At 65.5% G+C, this 16,706-nt stretch carries 21 protein-coding genes; 10 read left to right on the forward strand and 11 right to left on the reverse strand.

Annotated elements, in window-relative coordinates:
* Nucleotides 1-110: 110 nt before the first annotated feature.
* The 5 genes from sucD to AC1DRD_RS00630 form a co-directional block, all read right to left on the reverse strand.
* Nucleotides 111-995 carry a succinate--CoA ligase subunit alpha gene (sucD, locus tag AC1DRD_RS00610; protein WP_066587047.1) on the reverse strand — a complete coding sequence of 295 codons (885 nt, stop codon included), beginning with the start codon at nucleotides 993-995 and terminating at the stop codon, nucleotides 111-113.
* Nucleotides 995-1,528 carry a hypothetical protein gene (locus AC1DRD_RS00615; protein ID WP_478039540.1) on the reverse strand — a complete coding sequence of 178 codons (534 nt, stop codon included), beginning with the start codon at nucleotides 1,526-1,528 and terminating at the stop codon, nucleotides 995-997. The genes sucD and AC1DRD_RS00615 overlap by 1 nt, the downstream gene beginning before the upstream one ends.
* A 5-nt stretch (nucleotides 1,529-1,533) precedes the next feature.
* Nucleotides 1,534-2,496: a malate dehydrogenase gene (gene mdh, locus AC1DRD_RS00620; protein ID WP_478039542.1), complete on the reverse strand. Its 963-nt coding sequence runs from the start codon at nucleotides 2,494-2,496 to the stop codon at nucleotides 1,534-1,536.
* A 141-nt stretch (nucleotides 2,497-2,637) separates the two neighbouring features.
* The gene (locus AC1DRD_RS00625; protein ID WP_478039544.1) at nucleotides 2,638-2,916 is read right to left on the reverse strand and encodes a hypothetical protein; all 279 of its coding nucleotides are present in this window, start codon (nucleotides 2,914-2,916) and stop codon (nucleotides 2,638-2,640) included.
* A 1-nt stretch (nucleotide 2,917) separates the two neighbouring features.
* Entirely contained in the window at nucleotides 2,918-3,241 is a 324-nt protein-coding gene (locus AC1DRD_RS00630) for a YbjQ family protein (RefSeq protein ID WP_478039546.1), read from the reverse strand.
* Between the two features lie 184 nt (nucleotides 3,242-3,425).
* Between AC1DRD_RS00630 and AC1DRD_RS00635 the strand changes: the two genes are divergently transcribed.
* On the forward strand, nucleotides 3,426-4,121 hold the full coding sequence (locus tag AC1DRD_RS00635) for a helix-turn-helix domain-containing protein (RefSeq protein ID WP_478039547.1): 696 nt from the start codon (nucleotides 3,426-3,428) through the stop codon (nucleotides 4,119-4,121).
* Between the two features lie 64 nt (nucleotides 4,122-4,185).
* A complete protein-coding gene (locus AC1DRD_RS00640) occupies nucleotides 4,186-4,863 on the forward strand; it encodes a class I SAM-dependent methyltransferase (protein WP_478039549.1) in 678 nt (225 codons plus the stop codon).
* A gap of 8 nt (nucleotides 4,864-4,871) precedes the next feature.
* Here AC1DRD_RS00640 and zapE read toward each other — a convergent pair whose 3' ends face one another.
* From zapE to AC1DRD_RS00660, 4 genes are all read right to left on the reverse strand, one after another.
* Entirely contained in the window at nucleotides 4,872-6,008 is a 1,137-nt protein-coding gene (gene zapE / locus AC1DRD_RS00645) for a cell division protein ZapE (protein WP_478039550.1), read from the reverse strand.
* A gap of 40 nt (nucleotides 6,009-6,048) precedes the next feature.
* Entirely contained in the window at nucleotides 6,049-6,546 is a 498-nt protein-coding gene (locus AC1DRD_RS00650; RefSeq protein ID WP_478039552.1) for a PaaI family thioesterase, read from the reverse strand.
* Nucleotides 6,539-7,324 (reverse strand): succinate dehydrogenase iron-sulfur subunit, encoded by a 786-nt coding sequence (locus AC1DRD_RS00655; RefSeq protein ID WP_066825678.1) that lies wholly within the window; start codon nucleotides 7,322-7,324, stop codon nucleotides 6,539-6,541. Before AC1DRD_RS00655 ends, AC1DRD_RS00650 begins: the two co-directional genes overlap by 8 nt.
* Before the next feature lie 62 nt (nucleotides 7,325-7,386).
* Complete coding sequence (locus AC1DRD_RS00660) at nucleotides 7,387-7,701, reverse strand: ArsR/SmtB family transcription factor (RefSeq protein WP_478039554.1); 315 nt, start codon at nucleotides 7,699-7,701, stop codon at nucleotides 7,387-7,389.
* A gap of 131 nt (nucleotides 7,702-7,832) precedes the next feature.
* Between AC1DRD_RS00660 and AC1DRD_RS00665 the strand changes: the two genes are divergently transcribed.
* Nucleotides 7,833-8,582 carry an SDR family NAD(P)-dependent oxidoreductase gene (locus AC1DRD_RS00665; RefSeq protein WP_478039556.1) on the forward strand — a complete coding sequence of 250 codons (750 nt, stop codon included), beginning with the start codon at nucleotides 7,833-7,835 and terminating at the stop codon, nucleotides 8,580-8,582.
* Between the two features lie 62 nt (nucleotides 8,583-8,644).
* On the opposite strand, the gene creD is transcribed toward AC1DRD_RS00665, so the two are convergent.
* Both creD and AC1DRD_RS00675 read right to left on the reverse strand, forming a co-directional pair.
* On the reverse strand, nucleotides 8,645-10,048 hold the full coding sequence (gene creD, locus AC1DRD_RS00670; RefSeq protein WP_478039558.1) for a cell envelope integrity protein CreD: 1,404 nt from the start codon (nucleotides 10,046-10,048) through the stop codon (nucleotides 8,645-8,647).
* Between the two features lie 225 nt (nucleotides 10,049-10,273).
* A complete protein-coding gene (locus tag AC1DRD_RS00675) occupies nucleotides 10,274-11,632 on the reverse strand; it encodes an NAD-dependent succinate-semialdehyde dehydrogenase (RefSeq protein WP_478039559.1) in 1,359 nt (452 codons plus the stop codon).
* 158 nt (nucleotides 11,633-11,790) lie between these two features.
* Between AC1DRD_RS00675 and AC1DRD_RS00680 the strand changes: the two genes are divergently transcribed.
* From AC1DRD_RS00680 to AC1DRD_RS00710, 7 genes are all read left to right on the forward strand, one after another.
* Entirely contained in the window at nucleotides 11,791-12,042 is a 252-nt protein-coding gene (locus AC1DRD_RS00680) for a GlsB/YeaQ/YmgE family stress response membrane protein (RefSeq protein WP_478030531.1), read from the forward strand.
* A 58-nt stretch (nucleotides 12,043-12,100) separates the two neighbouring features.
* Complete coding sequence (locus tag AC1DRD_RS00685; RefSeq protein WP_066590374.1) at nucleotides 12,101-12,340, forward strand: exodeoxyribonuclease VII small subunit; 240 nt, start codon at nucleotides 12,101-12,103, stop codon at nucleotides 12,338-12,340.
* Between the two features lie 11 nt (nucleotides 12,341-12,351).
* On the forward strand, nucleotides 12,352-13,248 hold the full coding sequence (locus tag AC1DRD_RS00690; RefSeq protein WP_478039560.1) for a polyprenyl synthetase family protein: 897 nt from the start codon (nucleotides 12,352-12,354) through the stop codon (nucleotides 13,246-13,248).
* 17 nt (nucleotides 13,249-13,265) lie between these two features.
* Nucleotides 13,266-13,775 carry a pantetheine-phosphate adenylyltransferase gene (gene coaD, locus AC1DRD_RS00695; RefSeq protein WP_478030527.1) on the forward strand — a complete coding sequence of 170 codons (510 nt, stop codon included), beginning with the start codon at nucleotides 13,266-13,268 and terminating at the stop codon, nucleotides 13,773-13,775.
* Nucleotides 13,776-14,104: 329 nt separating this feature from the next.
* Nucleotides 14,105-14,914 (forward strand): peptidylprolyl isomerase, encoded by an 810-nt coding sequence (locus AC1DRD_RS00700; protein WP_478039562.1) that lies wholly within the window; start codon nucleotides 14,105-14,107, stop codon nucleotides 14,912-14,914.
* A 26-nt stretch (nucleotides 14,915-14,940) separates the two neighbouring features.
* Nucleotides 14,941-15,978 carry a tRNA preQ1(34) S-adenosylmethionine ribosyltransferase-isomerase QueA gene (queA, locus tag AC1DRD_RS00705; protein ID WP_478039564.1) on the forward strand — a complete coding sequence of 346 codons (1,038 nt, stop codon included), beginning with the start codon at nucleotides 14,941-14,943 and terminating at the stop codon, nucleotides 15,976-15,978.
* A gap of 175 nt (nucleotides 15,979-16,153) precedes the next feature.
* A complete protein-coding gene (locus tag AC1DRD_RS00710) occupies nucleotides 16,154-16,663 on the forward strand; it encodes an RNA polymerase sigma factor (RefSeq protein WP_478039566.1) in 510 nt (169 codons plus the stop codon).
* Nucleotides 16,664-16,706 lie beyond the last annotated feature (43 nt).

Genomic DNA, 16,706 nt, shown 5'->3' on the forward strand with positions numbered 1-16,706 from the left:
GCCGAAGGCTCGCGCGGCGCCTGGGCGCCGCTCCCCTCATCCAAGCTCCGCTAGGCAGCAAGCTGCCAAGCTTCGCTATCCTTCTCCCACAAGGGGAGAAGGAAGAATCATCAACCCTTCAACACCTCGAGCAGCGTCTCGCCGAGCAGGCTCGGGCTGGCCGAAACCTTGATGCCGGCCGATTCCATCGCCGCGATCTTGTCCTCGGCGCCGCCCTGGCCGCCCGACACGATCGCCCCGGCATGGCCCATGCGGCGGCCCGGAGGCGCCGTGCGGCCGGCGATGAAGCCGGCCATCGGCTTCTTGCGGCCGCGCTTGGCTTCGTCCTTCAGGAACTGCGCCGCTTCTTCTTCGGCCGATCCGCCGATCTCGCCGATCATGATGATCGACTTGGTCTCGTCATCGGCCAGGAACAGTTCGAGCACGTCGATGAAATTGGTGCCGTTGACCGGGTCGCCGCCGATCCCGACCGCGGTGGTCTGGCCAAGCCCTGCATTCGAGGTCTGGAACACGGCTTCATAGGTAAGCGTACCCGAGCGGCTTACAACGCCCACGGAGCCCTTCTTGAAGATGCTGCCCGGCATGATGCCGATCTTGCACTCGCCGGGCGTCAGCACGCCGGGACAGTTCGGGCCGATCAGCCGCGACTTGGAGCCGGACAAAGCGCGCTTGACCTTGACCATGTCGAGCACCGGAATGCCTTCGGTGATCGTCACGATCAGCGGCACTTCGGCGTCGATCGCCTCGAGGATCGAATCCGCGGCGAAGGGCGGCGGGACGTAGATCACCGACGCGGTCGCGCCGGTCTTGCTCACCGCCTCGGCGACGGTGTCGTAGACCGGCAGGCCGAGATGCTCGGTGCCGCCCTTGCCCGGCGTCACGCCACCGACCATCTGCGTGCCGTAATCGAGCGCCGCCTTGGTGTGGAAGCTGCCGGTTTCGCCAGTCATCCCCTGGGTGATGACCTTGGTGTTCTTGTCGACGAGGATGGACATCAGTTTTCCTTCTTCGCGTCTTTGGCGGCACTGTTGCCGATGACGAGGATGATGGTGGAGGCGGTGCTATCGGTCTTCGGTGTGACGACCGGGATAATCAATTCGCTGTTCGGGAGCGCGATCGGCGTCGGTTGGCCGCCCGGTATCGGGGCCTGCACCGTGGCGCCGACCGCCGCACTGACTTGCGGATAGAAGGTCGCCGGATTGAACGAGGCGTCGCCCTTGGCCATCACGACGCAGCCGCCATCGATCCCGGTCTTGTAGATCACCAGGACGTTGTCGCGCTGCAGGACGGTGCCGTCGGGGCCGTTATCAAGCCCCTTGCTCTGGTCGGCCGTCGCGGGTGTCCAGCCCGCGAAGCGAGTCGCCTGGCTGGCGGGGTCGGTCGTCGTACCCAGGCAAGCCTTTGCTGCAGCGACGATCGTCGCCTGCGGGGCCGGTTGCAGGTTCGGATCGTCCGCCGCTGCGGCCGGCGCGGTGGCGAGAATCAGCGCCGCTGTAACGCAGCCTGCCAGCCCCAAGGAGGAACGCATCGGTATCACGCCAGCGAGCCGTCGATGCCCTTGCAAGCCACCAGCAATTCCTTGACCGCGTCGACCGAGACACCGAGGTTCGCCTTGGCTTCATCGTCCAGCGCGATCTCGACGATCTCCTCGACACCGCCGGCGCCGATGATCACCGGCACGCCGACATAAAGGCCGTCGAGACCATATTTGCCGTCGACATAAGCGGCGCATGGCAGCAGCCGCTTCTGGTCGCCGAGATAGGCTTCGGCCATCGCGATGCCGCTGGTCGCGGGGGCGTAATAAGCCGAGCCGGTGCCGAGCAAAGCAACGATCTCGCCGCCGCCGCCGCGGGTGCGCTTGACGATCGCGTCGATCCGCTCCTGCGTCGACTTGCCCATCTTGATCAGGTCGGGGACCGGGATGCCCGCGACGGTCGAATATTGCACCACCGGGACCATCGTGTCGCCATGGCCGCCGAGCACGAAGGTGGTGACGTCGCGCGCCGACACGCCGAACTCGTCGGCGATGAAATGGCTGAAGCGCGCCGAGTCGAGCACGCCCGCCATGCCGACGACCTTGTTGTGCGGCAGGCCGGAGAATTCGCGCAGCGCCCAGACCATCGCGTCGAGCGGGTTGGTGATGCAGATGACGAACGCGTCGGGGGCGTTGTTCTTGATGCCCTCACCGACCGCCTTCATTACCTTGAGGTTGATACCGAGCAGATCGTCGCGGCTCATGCCCGGCTTGCGGGCGACGCCGGCGGTGACGATGATGACGTCCGCGCCTGCGATATCCTTGTAATCGTTCGAGCCGGTGATCTTCGCGTCGAAGCCCTCGATCGGGCCGCACTGGCTGAGGTCGAGCGCCTTGCCCTGGGGCACACCCTCGACGACATCGAACAGGACGATGTCGCCCAATTCCTTCTGGGCGGCGAGATGGGCGAGCGTGCCGCCGATATTGCCGGCGCCGATCAGCGCGATCTTCTTGCGGGCCATGAGCACTCCTAAGCGCGAGTGGGCGCACCCCAAGGCGCGCGGGACGCGACGGCGCTTAGGCGCTTGGCGGCCCCGAAGCAACCGCTAAACGGGAGGAATTAACTTGCATTACTGCAATTCATTCGCAAGTGCAATAGTGCGTCAATCATCGATATAACGGCGCTCGCCGGTTGATGCGTTGAACCAGACAGTGATCGGCCGCCCGGTCGCCTCGTCGAGAAAGCGTTCGTTGGTCGGTCGCCAATTGGCGTCGAGCGGCGTGCTGGCATTGCCGCGGTAATTGACGCGTTCGAACACGATCCCGGCGACGAGGATCGCCGGGACAATCAGCATCGGCCAGCCGGCGGCGTCGACCAAGGTGACCCACAGCCCGACCGCCAGCCAGGCAAGGCCGAGTGCCAGGACGACGTTGCGCAACATGTCAGGGGGCCGGGTCGAGGACGACCGCCGTGCCATAAGCGACGACCTCGTTCATCGCCTGCGCGATCTCGCCCGAGTCGAAGCGCATCATGACGACGGCATTGGCGCCCATCACGGTCGCGTTCTGAATCATGCGGTCGATCGCGTGCCGCCGCGCATCCTCGACCAGCTTGGTATATTCGGGAATCTCGCCGCCGACGATCGAGCGCAGGCCGGCGGTGATATTGCCGCCCAGGCCCCGGCTGCGGACGACGACGCCGAACACCTGGCCCAGATTCCTGACGACGTTGTGGCCGGCGACGTTCTCGGTAGTGGTGACGATCATGCAGCTTCTCCTGGATTGGGGCGGGCGCAATTCCATCGTGAGGGCGCGGCTTTGCCGGATGCCGGCGGCACGCAATCGCCCAGCGTATTTGTATTCGGATGGCCTTGAACGGCAAGCCTGATAAAGCTGCGCACACCTTTTGGCGGAATGGTCGATGCAGGACAGGGTTGGCAAAGACTCGGGTATGCCCGGACCCGACGAAGCGTCCTCAGATGCCGTGGGGACGCTGTTCGTCGGCGACGGCTATATCGATCTGGACGGCTGGATCGGCGAGAATGCGGCGCACAGCCATCTCGCGTTCCAACTCAGCATCGGTCTCGACGGACCGATCGAGCTGGTCGGAGAAGGCGAAACCAGATTCGTTGCCGATGCGGTCCTGATCGCGCCCAATACGCGGCATTGGATGGGTCCGATCGGACGGCGTGTGCGGTCCGTCTATGTCGAACCGCAATTGCCCCTGGCGCGCTTGTTCGCGGGGCGGCTTGGTGCACGGCGCATGATGGGCGGCGCGGCCGACCTGGTCGCACTGGCCGGTCAGCTCGTAGTCGGCAGCGACGGCAGGGCGGCACGGTTGCGGGCGCTGATCGAGAATGCGCCGACCGAGCAGGGGCCACGCGATTGGGCCAGGGCATGGAACTTGTCTCCCAGCCGCTTCCGCGCGCTATGCGTCGAATTGCTTGGCGCCCCGCCGATCCGGCTGCGGCAATGGGGGCGCCTCAAGACCGCGGCCCGCGCCCTCATGGACGGTGCCGGCCTGGCCGAGGCGGCCGCAGCAGCAGGCTATGCCGATCAGGCGCATTTCACGCGCCAGCTCCGGCGCTGGTTCGGTGTGTCGCCCGCGCGTGGCCTGGCCTCGTTCAGGATACGCGCCGCGCGATAGCAGGCGTTTCGTTCAAGCCGCTCGCCCCGCTTCCCGGCTAGGCCCCGGCGCGAGGAGAAGGTTGATGACCGAGGATACTCTGCCCGCGCCCGCCCGATTCACGCCGGCTGCCGGCTGCCGCTGGCTGACGCCCTTGTACGACGGGCTGGTCATTTTGCTGACGCGCGAGAAGGCGTGGCGAGACGCGCTCGTCGCACAAGTCGCGCCAGCACGCGACGACGTGATCGTCGACTTGGGGTGCGGGACGGGATCGATGCTGATCCGGTTGGCGGCCGCGGATTCGGGGGCAAGCCTGATGGGGGTCGATCCCGACCCGGCGATCTTGCGGCTCGCGCGTCGCAAGGCTGCCGCTGCCGGGGTTTCGCTGCAACTGCTCGACGGTTTCGGGCGCGATGTCGCCGGTCTGTTCGGTGGCTGGGGCGTGACCAAGATCCTGTCGAGCCTGGTGCTGCACCAGGTGCCGCTGGTCGAAAAACGCGCCACCCTGGCAGCGGCATACGATCTGCTGCTGCCGGGCGGCGAGCTGCACATCGCTGATTACGGGCGACAAGCCGGCGCCGTGATGCGTCTGCTGTTCCGGATGACGGTGCAGATGGTCGACGGGGTCGCCGATACGGGTCCGCAAGCCGACGGCATCCTGCCGGACCTGATCGCCGAAGCGGGCTTCACGGACATTGTCGAGACACGGGCGTTCGACACGCCGACTGGCACCATCCGTCTGTACCGGGCGATGCGGCGATAATGCGGTCGCTACTTTGACGCCGCGTGGAAGCCGGCGTCACCCAGCCCGTGACCTTGCGCCAAATAGTCGTCGGAGCGCATTTCCTCGAGCCGGCTGACGGTGCGCTCGAACTCGAAGCGGCCGTCGCCCTTGGGGTAGAGGTCGGCGGGTTCGGCATCGGCGGCGGCGAGCAATTTGACCTTGTGCTCGTAGAGGGCGTCGATCAGCGAGACGAAGCGCGCCGCCTCGTTGCGGTTGTCGGGCCCGAGTTTGGGGATGCCGACCACGATCACGGTATGATAGCGCCGTGCGATCGCGAGATAATCGGCGCTTCCACGCGCTTCCGCGCATAATCGCTTGAAGCTGAACACGGCGACGCCCTTGAGCGACTTGGGCACATGCAGCGTCCGTCCGCCCTGGACCGGGATATCCTCGCTCGGCACATGCGCGGCGTCCTCGGGCGGATAGTCGGTCAGGCGGAAGAAAGCGGCGGACAATTCCTTGGTCACTTCGGGACCGTTGGGCACCAGCCAGGTTTCCTGCTGGCCGAGCCGGTCGCGGCGATAATCGACCGGGCCGTTCAAAGGCAGCACATCGAGGCGCTGCTCGATCAGGTCGATAAAGGGCAGGAAATGCTCGCGGTTGAGGCCGTTCTTGTAGAGGTCCTTCGGCGGCCGGTTGGAGGTGGTGACGACGGTCACGCCGGCTTCGATCAGCGCGGTGAACAATCGTGACAGGATCATCGCGTCGGGCGAGTTGGTCACCATCATCTCGTCGAACGCGAGCAGCCGCGCTTCATCGGCCAGCGCGGCGGCGACGGGCGCGATCGGGTCGCCGACCTCCTTCTTGCGCTCCTCGGCAATGCGCTGGTGCACTTCGAGCATGAATTCGGCAAAATGGACGCGACGTTTGCGGTTGATTGCCAGGCACCCGAAGAACAGGTCCATCAGCATCGATTTGCCGCGCCCGACATCGCCCCACATATAGATGCCGCGCGGGGAATCGGGCTTGCGGCCGAGCGCGCGCCACAACACCGATCCGCGTTTGGGCTGGGCTTCGAGTTCCTGCTGCAGCCGGTCGAGGCGCCGGGCGGCGGCTTCCTGGTCTGGATCAGCGCGCAGTTCGCCCGCCGCGATCAGGGCTTGATATTGGTCGATGACCTTCATCAACGCCCTCTCCCCGATGAGGAGAGGGAGAAAGAGCGCCTCATTGGGTGCCGCCCGGAGGTGACGACTTGCGCAACGTCCCCGTAAAGCTCGCGATCGTCGGCGCGCCTTCCTGCACGATCAGCCCGCGCAGGAACAGCATGCGGCTGGTTTCGCGCAGCAATTCGATATGCGCCTCGAGCGGCTCGCCGATCATGCCGCCGCCGATGAATTGCGCCGACAAATCGAGCGTCACCGCGCCGCCGGCGCTCAGGCATCCGAAGGCCCGGCTGGCGGCGAATAGCGACACGTCCATGAAGCCCAAAAGCGCGCCGCCATGGACATTGTCGCGCATGTTGGAATGATCGTGGCGCGGCATCATGCGGACTCGCGCGATACTGCCCTCCAGCTTGACCTGGAGCGGCTCGAGGAAGGAATTGAACCGGGTCGAGTCGCGAAACTGCCAGCGCTTCCAGCCGGGCAGATCGGGATCGTCGTCGTAGAGGAAGAGCGGGCTCGGCGCGTCGGTCACAACTGGTCCGGCCGGGGCGTCAGACAATCCGCTCGGCTTCCATCTTCTTGATCTCGGCGATCGCCTTGGCGGGATTGAGTCCCTTCGGGCAGGCGTTCGCGCAATTCATGATCGTGTGGCAGCGATAGAGGCGGAACGGATCCTCGAGCTGGTCGAGCCGGTCGCCAGTCATCTCGTCGCGGCTGTCGGCGAGCCAGCGATAGGCCTGGAGCAGGATCGCCGGGCCGAGGAACTTGTCGCTATTCCACCAATAGCTCGGGCAGCTGGTCGAGCAGCAGGCGCACAAAATGCATTCGTACAGGCCGTCGAGCTTCTCGCGATCCTCGGGGCTCTGCAGCCGTTCCTTGCCCGCGGGCGCCGGGGTGACGGTCTGCAGCCACGGCTTGATCGACGCATATTGCGCATAGAAATGAGTGAAGTCGGGGACCAGGTCCTTGATCACTTCCATGTGCGGCAGCGGGGTGATCGTCACCTCCGACTTGCAATCCTCAATCGCGGTGGTGCAGGCGAGGCCGTTCTTGCCGTCCATGTTCATCGAGCAGGATCCGCAAATCCCTTCGCGGCACGAGCGGCGGAAGGTGAGCGACGAATCCTGCTCGGACTTCATCTTGATCAGGGCGTCGAGCACCATCGGGCCGCAGGTATCGAGGTCGACCTCGAAAATGTCGTAGCGCGGATTCTCGCCGGTGTCGGGATCGTAGCGATAGATTTTGAAGCGCCGGATATTGGTGGCGCCTTCGGGTGCCTTGTGGACCGTGCCGTTCTTGCGGATCTTGCTATTCTTCGGCAGGCTGAACTCGGCCATTGCGTGTCCCTATCGCGGTGCTGCGGTGCGGCTATGCCTTTCGGCTGCGGAGTGCAACCCCGTCAAACCGCGTTGTTGGCAAGTATCGCATCGAGCAGGCCGGGAAAGCGCCGGTCGAACTCGGCGCGGCGCAGCACGTTGATCATCTCGCGGCCCGATTGCGTGGTTTCGATCAGTCCCGCGGCGCGCAGCGTCTTCAAATGGTTGGATAGCGTGCTTTTGGGAACCGGCGCGTCGCATGGCGCGGCGTTCGCACAGCTCAGCCCCGTCGCGGCCGCCAGTCGTGCGACGATCGTCAGACGATTGGCATCGGCCAGCGCATGGAGCGCCAGATCGAGCGGCACGTCCTCCAGCCGGGGATGGGTAAAGCGGGGCATGCGACGAATATAGGAAAGGTTCGTGATTTTCATAGTTCGGGAATATTGAACTATTTAACCGAGCTTCCCAGATCACGGTCCGCCGGCAGCGCACGACGTCGTGATCGCGGGCAGATATTCGGAGAAGACACATGTCCCATAGCAAGGTCCTCGGCGGCAAGAAGGCGCTGGTCACGGGTGGATCGCGCGGGATCGGATCGGCGATCGCCAAGCGGCTGGCGGCTGACGGCGCCGATGTCGCGATCACCTATGCCGGCAACAAGGCCGCCGCCGACGCGACCGTCGCGGCTATTGAGCAAGCAGGTGGAAAGGCAGTGGCGATCCAGGCCGACGCCGCCGACGATGCCTCGCAGCGTGCCGGGATCGAAGCGGCCGCCAAGGCGTTGGGCGGGATCGATATCTTGGTCCATAATGCCGGCGTCGCCGAGTTCTTCGAGGTCGATCAGGATACCGACGAGTCGTTCGCCCACCAGTTCGGGGTGAACGTTCGCGGCCTGCACGTCGGAACGCGCGCGGCGCTGCCGCATATCCCCGACGGCGGACGGATCATTCTGATCGGATCGATCGCGGGCGACACCGCGGCATTTCCGGGCATCGCGACCTATGGCGCGACCAAGGCGGCGGTGGCCGGATTGGGGCGTGGCTGGGCGCGGGATCTCGCCGCCCGCAAGATCCTGGTCAACGTCATCCAGCCGGGACCGATCGCCACCGATCTGGCGCCCAGCGAGGGGCCGGTCCACGATCTGCTGATCTCCCAGGTACCGCTCGGCCGCTTCGGCGAGGCCGAGGAAGTCGCCGGGGTCGCCGCTTTCCTGGCGGGGCCGGATGCGTCGTACATTACCGGCACGACGCTGACGATCGACGGTGGCATGACGATCTGAGGCGGAGCGGAGAACAAAAAAAGCCCCTCCCCGGACAGGGAGGGGCTTTCAGATGGTTTAGCCTAAACCGGAACCGGCGGCGCCGTCCGTCCCCAGTCGATGTTGCGGGTGAGGAACATCACCGCCGCCAGGGCCGCGAACAGCAGCAGCGATCCGATCAGCAGCGAATAAGCCTCCAGGCTGAGCAGGATATAGAGCACTGCGTAGAGCGCCACGAGCAGGCCGAGGATGAACCCGGCGCGCCGGCGGCTCTTGAGCACCGCTGCCGAATAGGCCGTCAGCAAGCCGACGATCGCGGCTGCCGCGACCAGATAGGCGAGCGTGAAGCCGACCACTTCCGCGAACGCCAGCAGCATCACGAAGAACAGGATCAGGCCGGCGCCGACCAGCAGATATTCGACCGTCGCGACGCGCACCCCACCGACCACATCGAACATCAGGAACGCCATGAAGGTGAAGCCGATGAACAGGAAACCGTATTTCACCGAGCGGTTGACCTGGTCGTAGAGGTCAACCGGCGTGACCAGGTCGACCTGCGCGGTCATCGCTTGCGGGCCGGCGGCAGCCGTGCGCTCGACCGATGCGGAGCCGGGCGATGCCGGGACGACCGGCGCGGCCGCTGTGTCGCCGGTATCGACCAATGTCCGACCGAGCGCGAGGTTGCCGACGCGATAGGTCGCGGTGAACCCATTAGCCGCGACATGACGATCGGTTGGCAGGAATCCGCCCTGGAAGCTGGGATTGGGCCAGGGCGAAGTGATCGCCCAGCGCGTGTCGCCGGCACGCGGGACCAGGGCCAGCGACGCGTTACCGCGCAGGTCGAAGGCGAAATCGGCGATCATCGGCTTGGTCGCGAGCGTGGTGGCGTCGAGCCAGGTATAGAAGCCGGCACCGTTGGTTTCGCCAGGTCCCTTGCCGGGCTGGAGCGAGCGCGCAACGCCGTCGATCGTGACCTTGGGCGGCGCGCCGTAGAGACCACGCGGATCGGATACGCCGAAGCGCAGTTCGGCACGATCGAGCTGGAGTTTGTCGGCGGCGACGCCATAGCGCAGCAGGTCGGCGGGCAAGGCGAAGCGCGCCCGCCCGGCGGTGTGCGCGCCATAGACGACCGCTTCATAGATCGACCGCTTGCGAACCTCGGGCGCGATCTTGGTCACGACATCGGCGGTTTCCGGCGAGAGCACCAATTCGCGCGTCTCGATACCGGTCTTGGTCACCTGCTTGCCGTCGACCGTCTCGGTGGTGGTGGTCTCGGCCCGATAGGGAATGACCAGCAGCGGTCCGATCAGCGTCTGCGGTCCGCCCCAGCCCTGCGCGATCGAACTGCGTGCGGTATCGGACTGGTGCTCGCGATCATAGACCAGAAGGTAGATCGCGAAGAGCGGAACGGTCAGCATCATGGCGATGACGATCGCCAGGATGAGCTTCAATCCGGGCGATCTCTGAGAGGCGGTATCGGGCTGCATGCGCGTGCTCCGTCGACGAACCGTGCTGTTTCATAGACGAATTGAGTAGGGCGTCAAGGCTGTCGCGATAGAGCGACGTTCAACTCCGTCATCCAGTCAACATCCCGTCACCCCAGCGGACATTCTTCGTCACCCCAGCGAAAGCTGGGGTCTCGTGCGGTGTTGCGATGCGGCTTGAGATCCCAGCTTTCGCTGGGATGACGGAATGGTCGGATGAGGGGGCAGTCAACCGATCACGGCCTTCAGGTTCATGAATTCGTGCAGGCCCCAGGGTCCGAGTTCGCGGCCATGGCCCGAGCGTTTGATCCCGCCGAACGGCGCCTCGGGAGTCGAGGAAAGCATGCGGTTGACCGCGGTCATGCCGGCGGCGATGTCGCGAGCGAAGCGCTCCTTTTCGGCATCGTCATTGGTCCAGACCGACGATCCCAGCCCGAACGGCACGTCATTCGAGAGCGCTATGGCCTCGTCGATATCCTTGACCTTGAAGACCATCGCGACGGGACCGAACACTTCCTCCTTAGCGACGTCGCTGTCGGGATCGACATCGACCAGCACGCCGGGCGTCAGATAGGCACCCGGCAAATCGGGCTTCTCCGCGCCGAACAGCAAGGTCGCGCCGGCGTCGCGGAATTTCGCGATCTGGCCGAGCACGGTTTCCCGCTGCTCTTCGGACGAGAGCGGCCCCATCTCGGTTGCCGGATCCATCGGGTCGCCGGTCTTCACCGCTTTCATGCCCGCCGAAAACGCATGCATGAAATCGTCATAGACATCGGCGTGGACGATCATCCGCTTGGCACAGATGCACGACTGGCCCGTATTCTGGGTCCGCGCGGTGACCGCGGTCTTGGCGGCGAGCGCGATATCGGCGGACGGCATGACGACGAACGGGTCCGATCCGCCGAGCTCGAGCACGACTTTCTTGAGTGCGCGACCCGCAGCCTCGGCAATCTTGGCACCTGCTCCTTCGCTGCCGGTCAGCGTCACCGCGACGATACGGTCGTCGGCGATCAGCTCGGCGACCTTGCCCGATTTGATCGCCAGATTCTGGAATAGGCCTTCGGGCGCTCCGGCCGCCAGGATCGTCTCCTCCAGCGCGGCGGCGCAGCCCTGGACCGAAGAAGCGTGTTTCAACAGCCCGACATTGCCGGCCATGATCGCCGGTGCGGCGAAGCGGACCACTTGCCAATAAGGGAAATTCCACGGCATCACCGCCAGCACGGGCCCCATCGGCAGCCAGCGCGTGACGGCATGGCCGACCGGCGTGTCGACTTCGACCGCCTTGAGCAGTTGCGCCCCGTACAGCGCATAGTAACGAAAGGCGGACGCGCATTTCTCCACTTCGGCGACTGCCGATTTCAGCGTCTTGCCCATTTCCTCGGTAGCGATCCGCGCCAGCCGATCCTTGTCGTCCTCGAACCGCTCGGCGATGTGGCGGAGCAGGGTCATGCGGTCGGCGAAATCGCTGCTGCGCCAGGCGAGGAAGGCCTCGTGCGCCTTGGCCAGCCGTGCTTCGACCTGCGCATCGGTCAGTTCGGCGAAGCTGCGACCGGGCTCATTGGTGGCAGGGTTGATGCTGGTGAACATAGGGTTGCCTCTCGTTTCGGTCAGCCGAACGCACGGCTCCGATGGCGGGTCCCGTGGTCCGCATTCTCCAGGGAACGACTTCTCGAACGAGTCATTGTGCAACCGGAATGGTCATGCAATCCTGCTGACGCCACATGGCCTTAGGGAGAGAGAAAGTAATGGGTATCATCCGCATGATCATCGTCGGATTGATCGTCGGCGCGCTGGCGCGCTGGTTCTATCCCGGTCCCGTCCACGTCGGTTGGATCGTCACGATCTTGCTGGGCATCGCTGGTTCGTTCGTTGCCGGTTTCGTTTTGCAGCTGCTCAATCGTAGGGCGAGCGAGCCGTTCCATCCGGCGGGTCTTATCGCATCGATCCTTGGCGGCATGGTGCTGATCTTCGTCGCGCGGCTGCTGCATATCGCTTGATTACAAGTGGCGGATCGGCGGGTTGCCCCCGCCGGTTCGCTGCCGCATAGCGTAGCGGATGGACACGCCGATCGATGACCTGTCGTTCGAGGACGCGCTGAAGCGCCTCGAGGAAATCGTCCGCCAGCTCGAAAGCGGCGAGGCGAAACTGGATGACGCCATCCGCCTCTACGAGGAAGGGACGCGCCTCCGTCAGAAATGCACCGAGCGGCTCGACGCGGCGCAGGCGCGAATCGAGGCGATCCGGCTCGATTCGGATGGCCGCCCCGCGGGTGTCGCGCCGTTCAACGCCGCATGAGCGTCGGCGCCGTGGCAACCTCCCCGTCGCTCAAGGCCGCGTTGACCCAGGTGGGCGCGGAGGTCGATCGCCGCTTCGACGTGATGCTCGCGGTACCCGACGATCCGCGCGCCGAATTGTACCAGGCGATGCGGCATGCGGCGATCGGTGGCGGCAAGCGGCTGCGGCCGTTGCTGGTCTTCGCCACCGCCGGCCTGTTCGGGGTCGATCGCGAATGCACCGCGCGCACCGCCTGCGCGATCGAGGCAATCCATGTCTATTCGCTGATCCATGACGATCTGCCGGCGATGGACAATGACGATATGCGCCGCGGCAAACCGACCGTGCATCGCGCTTTCAGCGAAGCGGCGGCGATCCTCGCGGGTGACGGCCTGCATGCCCTCGGGTTCGAATGGCTCGCCGATCCGGCGACCCATCCCGATCCCTATGTCCGCGCCGAATTGGTGCTCGAGCTCGCGCGCGCGGCGGGGCCCGGCGGGATGGCCGGCGGGCAGGCGATGGACTTGAAAGCCGAAACCCAGACGTTCGACCTCAACACCGTCACGCGGCTGCAGGCGATGAAGACCGGCGCGCTGATCAGCTGCGCGGTGGAGATGGGCGCGATCCTGGGCCGCGTCGCGCCCGAGGGGCGGACGGGGCTGCGTGGCTATGCCCGCGATATCGGGCTCGCGTTCCAGATCTCCGACGATTTGCTCGACGTCGAGGGCGATGAGGAAAAGGCGGGCAAGAAGTTGCGGAAGGACCAAGGCGCGGGGAAAGAGACGTTCGTCTCCCTGCTCGGCGTCGATCGCGCACGCGGCCAGGCCCGGATGCTGGTCGATCAGGCGATCGATCATCTGCGCGGTTATGGGCAGGAGGCCGACCTGCTGCGCAGCATCGCGCGCTATGTGCTAGAGCGCGACCGCTAGCCGAAGGGAGGGGGGACATGACCATTCGCACCGGGGTCTATCCCGGCACGTTCGATCCGATCACGCTCGGGCATATGGACATCATCCGGCGCAGCGCGAAGCTGGTCGACCGGCTGGTGATCGGGGTTACCACCAATATCGCCAAGTCACCCTTGTTCGCTGACGACGAGCGAATCGCGATCGTCCGCCGCGAGGTCGAGGCGACCGGCATCGACAATATCGAGGTGGTCGGGTTCAGCTCGCTGCTGATGGACTTCGCCGACAGTCAGGGGGCGTCGATCGTCATCCGCGGCATTCGCGGCGTCACCGACTTCGAATATGAATATCAGCTCACGGGCATGAACCGGCAACTCAATCACCGCGTCGAAACGGTGTTCCTGATGGCCGACGTGTCGCTCCAGCCGATCGCCAGCCGGCTGGTCAAGGAAATCGCGATGTTCGGCGGCGACATCTCCAAATTCGTCACCCCCAGCATCCGCGACGAGGTAATCGCGCGAATCGACCGCGACGGCCTGCGGCGGGTTTAGGTCGGCAGTGATTTTGCTCGCACAAAGACACGAAGGCGCAAAGTAGGGAAGAATTGGTTCGCGCATAGGCGTAGAGCGCGCAGAGGTTGGTTGGGCTCCCTTTTGGGCGGCAGATTGCCCCACAGCCCCCACTGCCCACTGCCCGGTGCCCGTGCCCTAAGCGGACCAATCTTCGCGTCTTCGTGTCTTTGTGCGAGTCATTCTTCGAGCCATGTCGCCGGCGACGGCACCAAAACCTGCCTCAAAAAAGCCGCACGCACTGCGCATTGGCGCTTGGCGATAATTGCTCTAAGCCCCCACACCGAATGACCGTCTTTTCCGGAGTGCCCATGCGTTTCTTTTTCGGCCTGATTGCGATGATGAGTGTCGCGATCGCCGGCAGTCCTTCGATCGCTGCCAAGAAGCAGAAGGCACCTCCGACTCCGCCGGCGGCACCGCGGCTCGCTCCGCCGCCGATGACCGACAAGGAAAATCTGCTCTATCTCGATTTGTCGACCGGCGGCCGCGTGGTGATCTGGCTGCGGCCCGATGTCGCGCCCAAGATGGTCGAGCGGGTGAAGACGCTGACTCGCCAGCATTTCTATGACGGCCTCAAATTCCACCGCGTGATCGACGGTTTCATGGCGCAGACCGGCGATCCCAAAGGCGACGGCACCGGCGGCTCGACGCTTCCCGACCTGCCCGCCGAGTTCAACTATCTGCCGCACGTGCGCGGCGCGGTGGCGGCGGCGCGCGAGGGTGCGGCGCCCGACGCCTCGCCCGAGGACAAGACCAAGGCGGAGAACAGCGCCAACAGCCAGTTCTTCATCGTGTTCCTGCCCAAGCTGGCGCTCGACAAGAAGTACACCGTCTTCGGTCGTGTCATCTCCGGGATGGAATATGTCGACGCGGTCGAGCGTGGCGAGCCGCCGGCGAACCCGTCGACGATCTTCCATGCCTATGTCGCCGCGGACAACCCGCCGCCTTATAGCGCGCCACCGCCTCCTCCGCCGCCGCCGGCCCCCCTGCTGGCGCCCGCGCCGACGCTGACAACGCCGACCCCGGCACCGGGCAAGAAGGCGCCTGCGGCCAAGGTGCCGGCTGAGAAAGCACCGGCAGCAACGACGCCAGCGCCGACGCCGGCTCCGGCCAAGAAGTAATCACGACCAACTGACGCGAGGGCGGCGTGGACGTCGACCTGTTCGACTTCGACCTGCCGCCCGAGCGGATCGCGCTGCGCCCGGCCAGTCCGCGCGACGCGGCGCGGATGCTCGTGCTCGATGGTGCGGGACCTGACGGGGTGACCCGCGACCGGCTAGTCAGCGACCTAACGGGCGAGCTGCGGCGCGGCGACGTGCTGGTGTTCAACGATACGCGGGTGATCCCGGCGCAGCTCGAAGGCGTGCGCGGAGAAGCGCGGATCGGCGCGACGCTGCACAAGCGTGAAGGCCCACGGCGCTGGCGCGCCTTCATACGCAACGCCAAGCGACTGCGCGACGGCGAGACGATCGATTTCGGCGCGGGCGTCACCGCGATCGCAACGGACCGTGCCGCGGATGGCAGCTTCGTGCTCGATTTCGCCGGCGACGAGCCCGTCGAATTGCTGCTCGACCGCGCCGGCCGGATGCCGCTCCCGCCGTACATCGCCGCGCGCCGCCCGACCGATGCGCGCGACGCCGACGATTATCAGACGATGTTCGCGAACGAGCCCGGCGCGGTCGCGGCGCCGACGGCCGCGTTGCACTTCACGCCCGGCCTGATGGCGGCGCTGGAGGCGGCAGGCGTCGGGCACGTTACGCTGACGCTTCATGTCGGCGCGGGCACGTTTCTGCCGGTCAAGGTCGAGGACACCGATGAGCACAAGATGCACGCCGAATGGGGCCGCATCGACGCCGCCACCGCCGATCGCATCAACGCGACCCGCGCCGCCGGCGGCCGCGTCATCGCGGTCGGTACCACCAGCCTCCGCCTGATCGAGAGCGCGGCGGATGAAGCGGGCCGGGTTCACCCGTTCGAGGGCGACACCGCGATCTTCATCACCCCGGGAGTTCGAATCCGCGGGGTCGACGGGCTGATGACCAACTTCCATTTGCCGAAGTCGACCCTGTTCATGCTGGTTTCGGCGTTGATGGGGCTGGAGCGCATGCAGGCGGCGTACGCGCACGCGATCGAGAACGGCTACCGCTTCTATTCGTACGGGGATGCCTCACTGCTGTTGCCGTGACGGTGCTGTTGCCGTGCGGTTGGACCTATCGGAGCGATGGCATCGGCGGCGCGAATGAGGCACAAAGCAAGTCATGTCGGGGGAAATGGCGTCGCCTTGGTCCGGGAAACCATCTCGCCGCTGCGGTAGCCGCTGACCCATGGCCGGTCGCGGCGATGATCCTGACGCAGACTTGGTGGCCGGCGCGGTTGCCGGTGACCGCGCGGCATTCAGCGCGCTGCTCGAACGTCATTATGACCGCATTCACGGCCTGGCCTGGCAATTGACCGGGACGCGCGCCGATGCCGACGATATCGCGCAGGACGTGTGTTGCGCGCTGGTCGAGCGGATCGGATCGTTTCGCGGCGAGGCCAAGTTCACCACCTGGCTGTGCGGCATTGTCTTCAATGCGTGCCGCGACTTTCATCGCCGCCGCAAATCCCTGGGCGGGTTCGCCGCGCGCCTTGCGGTGCTGGCGGGGCTGGCGCGGGGTCCCGACGGCCGCGATCTGCATGACGCGATGTGGGTGAAGAGCGCGATCGCCGGCCTGCCGCCCGCGTATCGCGACACGGTGGTGCTGGTCGCCGGACAGCAGTTGTCGCATGCCGAAGCTGCGGCGATCCTGGGGGTGGCCGAGACCACCGTGTCGTGGCGGATGCACGAAGCGCGGCGGATGCTCGCCGGGAAGGAGGCCGCCGAAGCCTGACGCCTGGCAAGAGGCGCGCGAAAAAAATCTCGACCCTTGTCCA

The sequence above is a fragment of the Sphingomonas sp. P4_G2 genome, from assembly GCF_056401155.1.